Source organism: Peribacillus sp. P4_D6 (assembly GCF_056401795.1).
Genome location: NZ_JBFUIQ010000323.1, coordinates 1 through 1,422, shown reverse-complemented (window position 1 = coordinate 1,422; position 1,422 = coordinate 1). Strand labels below are relative to the sequence as shown.

Sequence of the window (1,422 nt, the reverse complement as noted above, 5' to 3'; positions counted from 1 at the left end):
CAGAGGTGGAAGCATGGTGACATGTGGAGCTGACTGATACTAATAGATCGAGGACTTAACCAACGCTTTTTAAAAAATGAAATACCTTCTTATTATCTAGTTTTGAAGGAACAACGTTCCTTTTATGTTTGGTGGCGATAGCGAAGAGGTCACACCCGTTCCCATTCCGAACACGGCAGTTAAGCTCTTCAGCGCCGATGGTAGTTGGGGGTTTCCCCCTGTGAGAGTAGGACGCCGCCAAGCCATWWAWAAAGATCAGCCATCCGGCTGGTCTTTTTTTTGTGTTCATAAGGTCATGGAAACAGCCATCTTTTTTCGCATACAGTGTCGCTTTCTTGCACACATAATTAAAGGCTGTTTAWATGGTCTTGTCGTTATTTKATTTCTCTTCATAYTGTAGTGTGATGATTTGTAGTATCCTGTAACGGTTTTATATGTCATCTTTATTTTYCTTTGTGATGTYATCATAAGGTGTGYAYCTATTTGAAGGTRCTGRTTTCTTTTTAATCAGCCGATAACAAACAAAGCATATTACAGTAATAACAAAYGGACTTTTAAGCATATGCCATTTAATCACTCCTTAAAAAGATTGCTTACTATTTCATCTCACTATATCGCCTACTATCCCTTTGTTCAAAACAACGATCTTTACAAAAACAGCGCAAAAAATAAAAATCATTAAGGTTTTGCAGGGATAGCTTCAGATCTGTCCAACTAGTAAAAAGGATCTTGAAGCATTCTTCACCTAACTTTAAGAAAAAGAATTATTTATTGTGAAATGTGTTGACTTAATGGTGGGAAAGGATTAATATAAATAAGCACCAACTAAGACAAACGCAAAAACATCATCGCTTTTGGCTGATTGCTGAAAGAAATAATAACTATTGACTTCTTACWATGAAAATGATAAGATGAAATGGTCGCTGAAAAACACAGCGATTTAAAATAAGTTAAAAACTTCGTAGAAGTTGACAACTAATCAATAAGATGTTATGATGAATAAACAGCCGTTCGAAAGAACGATTGTGGAGATTGCTCTTTGAAAACTGAACAAAACAAAGCGCCAACGTTAAATTTTAAGTGAGCACACACTATCAAAAAAGCAAATGAGCAAGTCAAACATTTCTTCGGAGAGTTTGATCCTGGCTCAGGACGAACGCTGGCGGCGTGCCTAATACATGCAAGTCGAGCGAATCTCAGGGAGCTTGCTCCCTGAGATTAGCGGCGGACGGGTGAGTAACACGTGGGCAACCTGCCTATAAGACTGGGATAACTTCGGGAAACCGGAGCTAATACCGGATACGTTCTTTTCTCGCATGAGAGAAGATGGAAAGACGGTTTACGCTGTCACTTATAGATGGGCCCGCGGCGCATTAGCTAGTTGGTGAGGTAATGGCTCACCAAGGCGACGATGCGTAGCCG

2 rRNA genes are annotated in these 1,422 nt (G+C 39.8%); both read left to right on the top strand.

The window, feature by feature from the left end:
* Nucleotides 1–127: 127 nt before the first annotated feature.
* A 5S ribosomal RNA gene (gene rrf, locus AC1DVB_RS27205) occupies nt 128–243 on the top strand.
* Nucleotides 244–1,124: 881 nt separating this feature from the next.
* A 16S ribosomal RNA gene (locus AC1DVB_RS27200) occupies nt 1,125–1,422 on the top strand; the annotation flags it as partial.